The organism is Blautia aquisgranensis, from assembly GCF_040096615.1.
In the GTDB taxonomy this organism is placed as follows: Bacteria; Bacillota; Clostridia; order Lachnospirales; family Lachnospiraceae; genus Blautia_A; species Blautia_A aquisgranensis.
Genome location: NZ_JBBMEJ010000040.1, coordinates 1 through 7,126, shown reverse-complemented (window position 1 = coordinate 7,126; position 7,126 = coordinate 1). Strand labels below are relative to the sequence as shown.

Below are 7,126 nucleotides of genomic sequence, written 5' to 3'. Positions count from 1 at the left end.
GGAGAGAAAGATGGTTGTCGTTAGCCATCTTTTTTCTTTTTTCAGATAAATTCAGAGAGGGTATGACTCGTTGTGAGCCATACCCTCTCTGCTTTGGAACTATCTATTTCCCGACAGCCCCTATTTTTTTGACTTTTACAGTTCTGAAAATTGTATCAAAAATTTTTTCAAAAAGATTCTTAACTAAATCCCCACCTTTTGTATTTAGGAATTGAGCAGGCCACACCATCATTTAAGTCGTGGCAGCTTGCGTACAATGACAACTTAATGAGCTTGCCAATTCGCCGGAGCTGCTGTAGAGAGTTCCGGATAGTCCGTAAGGATAATAGAAACAGAGGTCTGCATATGGCTTTTCTATGGAAAGCTGCGGATCAATAATGATACTCCCGATGATGCCGGTCAGATAAAGTGAGGAATCTGAAGACCATACACGATATGGCTGAGACTGCCTGCAATGGCGTGAACGGATTGGGTGAACCCTGAAATGGGTTACACATGTGAAAAGACAATCTAGCACTGTTTTCTGAAATGATGACAGCCCTGGTTATCGCCAGGGCTGCTGACAATAGAAGCTGTGCGGCAGATTGGTTTTTATTTCGTATCTGATCTGCCGTACTCTTGTGTTGCCAGTAAGGCAGCAAATAGAGTAAGAAAGGGGGGAAGGATGGATGAATATGGTTGTACTTATTGGACGTCTGGTGAGAGATCCCAGTTATAGTGAAGTCGAGACAGAAAAAGGAAAGTATCATATTGTGTGATACCAATCATGTGTTATCATCTGATTATAGTGAAGTGATCGTAGTTGGAGCCGGAGCAGATGCCGTGGATTATAAACTGATCAGTATTTGCCATAGGGGCGATATTGTTGTATCACAGGACTACGGTGTGGCTGCAATGGCATTAGGAAAAAATGCGTATGCGATTCATCAATCTGGGAAATGGTATACCAATGAAAATATTGACCAGATGCTTATGGAGCGGCATCTGAATAAGAAAGCACGAAGGGCATCCGGAAAGAAGCACTTAAGAGGCCCAAGAAAACGAACATCGGAGGATGATGAGCATTTCAGAGAATCCTTTGAGAAAATGATACATATGGCAATGGATAAGGAGAATTGATTTGAATATACAGATTTTTGGAACAAAGAAGTGCAATGATACAAAGAAAGCAGAACGTTTCTTTAAAGAACGAGGGATTAAGTTTCAGTTTATTGATATGAAAGAAAAAGGCATGAGTAAAGGCGAATTTAATTCGGTTGCCCAGGCAAATGGTGGACTGGAAAATATGATCAACTGGGAGGGCAAGGATAAGGATCTGCTTGCGCTCATTAAGTACATTGCAAAGGAAGATAAACTTGAGAAGATACTGGAAAACCCGCAGGTGATTAAGACACCGGTGGTCCGTAATGGAAAACAATCCACTCTTGGATATCAGCCGGATATCTGGAAGGCGTGGAAATAAGAAATCGGAGGAGATGCAGAAAGTAACAACTATATATAAAGAATTGCTACAAAAGGCGATAGATGAATCTTAAGTAAAGGATATAGATCCGAGTATACATGTATGTTCATAATCGAGAGAACGAACTTGGGTGTTATATGTAGTGAAATGGTGGCCAAGTTGACTACCATTTGAATGAAAATATGATTGCGTACAAGCCGTAAAACAAATAATGCTTTCTAAAATTGACAAAATAGTGGATAACGTATATAATAGTAAACACTAAAAGGAGACGTATAAAGATGAAGAAAGCAGAATATAATATATTACCGGGAACAGAAGAAATCCTGCAGACAATGGGAGAACAGATTAAGCTTGCCAGACTCAGACGGAGTTTATCCGCTGAACTGGTTGCTGAACGTGCCGGGATCAGTCGTGCCTCTCTTTGGAAGGTTGAAAAAGGAGTGCCGTCAGTTGCTATGGGTATATATGCAGCCGTTCTGCATGCTTTAAATAACCTGGATAAGGATCTTCTGCTTGTTGCCAAGGACGACGAGATGGGCAGACAGTTACAGGATCTCAATCTAATCACAAGAAAACGCGCACCAAGGAGGTCTAAATAATGGCAGTTAATCAAAAAATGATTTTCGTATATGATGATTTCAGTACGGATCAGTCTGTCCTTATAGGGTGCTTATATATAAATGTTATCAAAGGCGGAGAATCCTATTCATTTGAATATGATAAAGAATGGCTGAAAAAAACAAGACTTGCTTTGACCCTAGATCCGGAGCTTATGCCGTATGCTGGAAGACAGTATCCCAACGGAAAGAACATATTTGGCCTGTTTGCCGATGCGTCTCCTGACCGCTGGGGACGAGTGCTTATGAATAAACGCGAAAGAATTCTGGCAGAAAGGGAAGGTCGTAAGCCTTCTAAACTCTATGACAGTGATTACCTGCTTGGCGTATACGATGAAACTCGAATGGGAGGTATTCGTTTTAAGTCAGCGCTGGAAGGACCATTCCTTTCTGATGATAAGGAAACAGCCGCGCCACCCTGGGCCACGCTTCGAACACTGGAGGAAGCCTCCAGAAACTTTGAAAATGATGAGACTGGTTTATCTGAGAAATGGTTGAATCAGCTGATTAGGCCAGGTTCTTCCCTGGGTGGTGCCAGACCGAAGGCAACCGTAGTAGATACAAAGGATCAGCTTTGGATTGCAAAGTTTCCGTCAAAGAACGATGAAAATGATACTGGAGCATGGGAAAAGGTTGCCCATGATCTTGCAGCATTTTGCGGTTTGAATGTTCCAGAGGCAAAGCTTGAGAAGTTTTCCCCACTTGGAAGTACATTTCTGATAAAGCGCTTTGATCGTGTCGGAAGCAAGCGAATACATTTTGCTTCTGCAATGACACTACTTGGAAAAACAGATGGCGCATCCGCAGCTGATGGAAGCAGCTATCTGGATATTGCAGCCTTTATTAAGTCCTACGGTGCGCAGCCAAAGAAGGATTTGATTGAATTGTGGAAAAGAATTGTATTCAACATGGCGGTTACCAATACGGATGATCACCTGAGAAACCATGCGTTTATCCTGACAGACAAGGGCTGGATTCTTTCACCTTTGTATGACGTAAATCCTGTTCCTTATGGCGATGAGCTGTCTCTCAATGTGGATGAGGAAGATAACAGAATCAGTATTGATCTGGCAGTGCAGACCGCTGTGAGATTCGGTATTTCCAAATCGGATGCGGAAGACTATGCGGAAGATATCTTGAAAATCATCAGAGACAACTGGGAAAAAACAGCTGTTGGATATGGCTTGACTCGCAGACAGATCGAAGAAATGAGACCTGCTTTCAGCGCTTGTTACTAATAAAATAAATAGTGGACGGCTCTTCCATGATGGAGTAGTGGTTATGAAAGATATGATTTGTAAAGTCTCAAATAATGATACTCCAAGAGGCATGCTTGATACTTTATAGCCTGTATTTGGGATACCTCTGATACTTCCGCCTGATACAATGATTATGCTGGAAGTAGAAGATCAGCAGGACAACTAAATAAAATTTTTAAAGCTCTATTGGGTTAAATACTCAATGGGGCTTTTTTTGCGTGGTTCTACAAGCGGTGCAAACGAAGAAGAATCAGCATTGACGCATGCACTGGAGGTCTGGAAGATGAGCGATTGAAGCTGGCGCTTAATCTGGCATTTTCCTGTTCTATGCGTATGGGAGAAATGCTTGGACTTACCTGGGACTGCGTTGATATCTCTGATGAGGCGATTGAGGAAGGCCGTGCATTCATCTATATCGATAAGGAAGTACAAAGGGTAGATAAAGCAGCGATTCAGGAACTGCATGGAAAAGATGTGATTCTGGTATTTCCGGAGGAGAGCAGAAAGAACAAAACTGTACGTGTACTGAAACTTCCGAAGACGGAGAGCAGCATCCGTAAAGTATTTCTTCCAAAATCAATAGCGGAAATGCTGGTAGAATGGAAGAAAGGTCAAGATAAGATCAAGGAAACACTGGGAGAGGAATACATGGATTATAACCTGGTGATGGCAACTCCGTTTGGTCTGCCAGTAGGAACTTCTTCTATTCGTAAGGCCCTGAATGATCTGATCAAAGAGCATAATCTTCCACCGGTTGTGTTTCACAGCCTTCGCCATACAAGTGTCACTTATAAGCTGAAGTTAAATGGCGGAGATATCAAGGCTGTACAGGGAGATTCCGGTCATTCACAGATCAATATGGTTACGGATGTGTATTCTCATATTATTGATGACGACCGCAGGAAGAATGCAGAGCTCTTTGAAGAAGCTTTTTACGAGAAAAAAGATCTGGATCCGAGTATGCATGCCCATGCTGCCGGCAAGACTGTTGAACTTCCAACGGATGTTGATGCGGAATTATTAGCCAAGGTTCTTTCCAATCCGGAAATGGCAGCACTTTTATCTACCTTGGCTAAATCCTTGGAGAAAAAATAGAGAGAAAGAGTTTGATTGTTATATGTGGTGAAATGGTAGCCAAGTTGGCTACCAATGATGATAAAAAAATCTATTCTACTGGCATCGTCCCCATCATTTAAAAAGAGTTGATAAAACTGGAAATCCACAATACAAAATGATATTCTTTTTTTTCTGGATGTTTCTGTGATATACTTATACGCGGTCGTATCAGACCGGAAAGGAAATATTATGTTACAAAAATTATATGTTTTTTTCAGGAAAGAAACCGTTTTGTCAATTGCAGTGATCCTGGCGTTTCTTTCTATGTTCTGGGTCAGACCGGATAAGGCTTATTTTACTTATATCGATTTCAGGACTCTCGGGCTCCTCTTCTGTTTGATGGCAATTGTAGCTGGTTTGAAGGCTGTTGGTGTTTTTGATATACTCGCCAAAAAATTGCTGATGGGAACATCGGGAACTGTGGGTGTGATCAGGCTGTTGGTACTCTTATGTTTCTTCCTGTCAATGGTGATCACCAATGATGTGGCATTGATTACTTTTGTTCCTCTTGCACTGATCATTGTGCATAAACTGCCAAAGGAACTGGGCAATTACTGGCTTCTTAAAATAGTAGCCATGCAGACAATCGCTGCTAATCTCGGAAGCATGCTCACACCAATCGGAAATCCGCAGAACCTTTATCTATATGCCAGAGCAGGGATGTCCGCGGCAGAATTAATAACCCTGATGCTTCCCTATTCCGCCACAGCACTTATCCTTCTTCTGATATGGATACAGGTAGCCGCTGCCAAAGCACCTCACGTATGCGGTTCCGAAAAAGATAAAACTCTTTTGGGATTCTCTGACAGAAAAGAACTTAACATGGAATACCTGGCCGCTTACCTGATCTTATTTACAATCTGCCTGCTCACTGTTGCACGTATCATTCCATACCAGATTCCTCTTGTATTGGTTCTTATATATATGTTGCTAAGAAACAGGGAAAATATAAGCAGGGTGGATTACTCCCTGCTTGCCACCTTTATCGCATTATTTATTTTTATCGGCAACCTTGGAAGGATTCCGCAATTCAGCAGTTTTCTGGAAAGAATCATGGCAGGAAGGGAAACACTTACTGCTGTTCTTGCCAGTCAGATTATGAGCAATGTTCCCGCTGCGCTTCTTTTATCCGGCTTTACAGATAATTACCGGGCTTTAATTGTCGGAACCAATATTGGAGGTCTCGGCACTCTGATTGCATCCATGGCAAGCCTGATAAGTTTCAAATATATTGCAAAAGAAAACAGGAATCTGAGAGGGAAGTATTTGGGAATATTCACAGCCTCCAATATTATATTCATGATATTCATGTTAATATTGTATTTTTTTCTTAGATAAAGGTTTTCCCGGAATTACAAAAGCTATAGCAATTCTTTCTTCGCAAAAAATTCTCCGCGGCACTCTCCCATCCTGGAAGAAAAGCCGCAGAGAAATAAATATATTTTCGGTGCCAATACAAAGATCATTAATCTTTACACCACTTTACAACTTTTTCATAAAAAAATATCGTACAGGGCTTTCTGATGTATAATGAGTTTGCTCCAAAACATTACAAAGGAAAGTGACACTCTACGACAAAGACATTATACAACGAAAAGACTCTGACTGGTAGACTTCACAAATATTTTTTGATTTATTTTGAAACTTTTTCTGCTCGATATTTTGTTTTTACTCGTTTTATCAATACTAACATTGGAATCTGTACATTCCATTCGATTTTTATATCAGCACTTTTTGTCTGGGATTACCACAAAATCCCTCAATACCTTTTACCACGTATGTTCCTATGCAAAAGTTGATTATTCCCACTTTATGAATATCACAGCTAAAGTTGCTTTGAGAATGATACCGGATTCACTGGCAACACAGCCGATATTTCTTTGTGTAGATGATACCATGGTAGCAAAGGCCGGAACTCGGTTTGAGAATGTTTCAAAACTCTTTGACCATGCCGCACATAATGGTTCCAATTATCTGAATGGACACTGCTTTGTAAGTATTATGCTTTGCATACCTGTATGGAAGAATGACAGGATGAAATATATTCCGCTGTTTTTGTACTCGTTCCGGTGGAATATTGAAACAAGCTACTATGAGCAGAAAACCTTCTGGTCACTTTGCAGGTATATGGTACGAAGCTGCAAGGGTATTGAATGCTGGTAAATCTGATCAATATCTGTTATTGTGCAATGAAGATCTTACCCTATCAGGATGAGCAGTTTTCCGAATACCGTACAAAAAGTGTACAGGAGTTTCGTTTTGAATTAAGTCAGGGCATTCGCAGCCAGATATTTTTGACCAATTTCGTTAGAAACATCGAAACACATATAAAATCAAATGTTATTATAAAGGCTTTAAAACAGCTGATTCGTCAGCAAGTCTATTAATTATAAAGTTGTAAACTGGTGTAATAAACAGAATCAAAAAAAATTCGTCTAAAGAGAATAAGATATAAAAACAGAATATAAAGCGTAAGAGCATGTAGAATCTATCTATATGCTCTATTTTTTATATTTTTTCAAGAAAAGGGACTAACAGTCCGGCTGAAAGGAAATGGAAGCGATATTGCTTGGGTATAAAAGATAGACTGAGCGTGAACTACTCGGCAACTGAGTTACCAGAGCATCTGAATTAAGGCGGGATACCGCCTTTTCAGGGTGCGTCCATGA

6 protein-coding genes and 1 pseudogene are annotated in these 7,126 nt (G+C 40.6%); all 7 read left to right on the top strand.

Features of this window, described 5'->3' with window-relative positions; all coding sequences use genetic code 11:
* Positions 1-747: 747 nt before the first annotated feature.
* A pseudogene (locus WMO28_RS16705) lies at positions 748-1,119 on the top strand (DUF188 domain-containing protein); the annotation flags it as partial.
* 1 nt (position 1,120) lies between these two features.
* Positions 1,121-1,462, top strand: coding sequence for an arsenate reductase family protein (locus WMO28_RS16700; RefSeq protein WP_349057705.1), 342 nt, complete (start codon positions 1,121-1,123; stop codon positions 1,460-1,462).
* A 281-nt stretch (positions 1,463-1,743) separates the two neighbouring features.
* Positions 1,744-2,064 (top strand): helix-turn-helix domain-containing protein, encoded by a 321-nt coding sequence (locus tag WMO28_RS16695; RefSeq protein WP_349057704.1) that lies wholly within the window; start codon positions 1,744-1,746, stop codon positions 2,062-2,064.
* Positions 2,064-3,320 (top strand): type II toxin-antitoxin system HipA family toxin, encoded by a 1,257-nt coding sequence (locus tag WMO28_RS16690; protein WP_349057703.1) that lies wholly within the window; start codon positions 2,064-2,066, stop codon positions 3,318-3,320. Before WMO28_RS16695 ends, WMO28_RS16690 begins: the two co-directional genes overlap by 1 nt.
* Positions 3,321-3,632: 312 nt before the next feature.
* Positions 3,633-4,436 carry a site-specific integrase gene (locus WMO28_RS16685; RefSeq protein WP_435376776.1) on the top strand — a complete coding sequence of 268 codons (804 nt, stop codon included), beginning with the start codon at positions 3,633-3,635 and terminating at the stop codon, positions 4,434-4,436.
* A 210-nt stretch (positions 4,437-4,646) separates the two neighbouring features.
* The gene (locus tag WMO28_RS16680; RefSeq protein ID WP_349057702.1) at positions 4,647-5,795 is read left to right on the top strand and encodes an SLC13 family permease; all 1,149 of its coding nucleotides are present in this window, start codon (positions 4,647-4,649) and stop codon (positions 5,793-5,795) included.
* Between the two features lie 396 nt (positions 5,796-6,191).
* Positions 6,192-6,620 carry a hypothetical protein gene (locus WMO28_RS17195; protein ID WP_435376774.1) on the top strand — a complete coding sequence of 143 codons (429 nt, stop codon included), beginning with the start codon at positions 6,192-6,194 and terminating at the stop codon, positions 6,618-6,620.
* Positions 6,621-7,126 lie beyond the last annotated feature (506 nt).

Bases quoted from the DNA above. Each gene is read 5' to 3' on its own strand.
- WMO28_RS16680 (WP_349057702.1), top strand. From the start codon at position 4,647: ATGTTACAAAAATTATATGTTTTTTTCAGGAAAGAAACCGTTTTGTCA.
- WMO28_RS16695 (WP_349057704.1), top strand. From the start codon at position 1,744: ATGAAGAAAGCAGAATATAATATATTACCGGGAACAGAAGAAATCCTG.
- WMO28_RS16690 (WP_349057703.1), top strand. From the start codon at position 2,064: ATGGCAGTTAATCAAAAAATGATTTTCGTATATGATGATTTCAGTACG.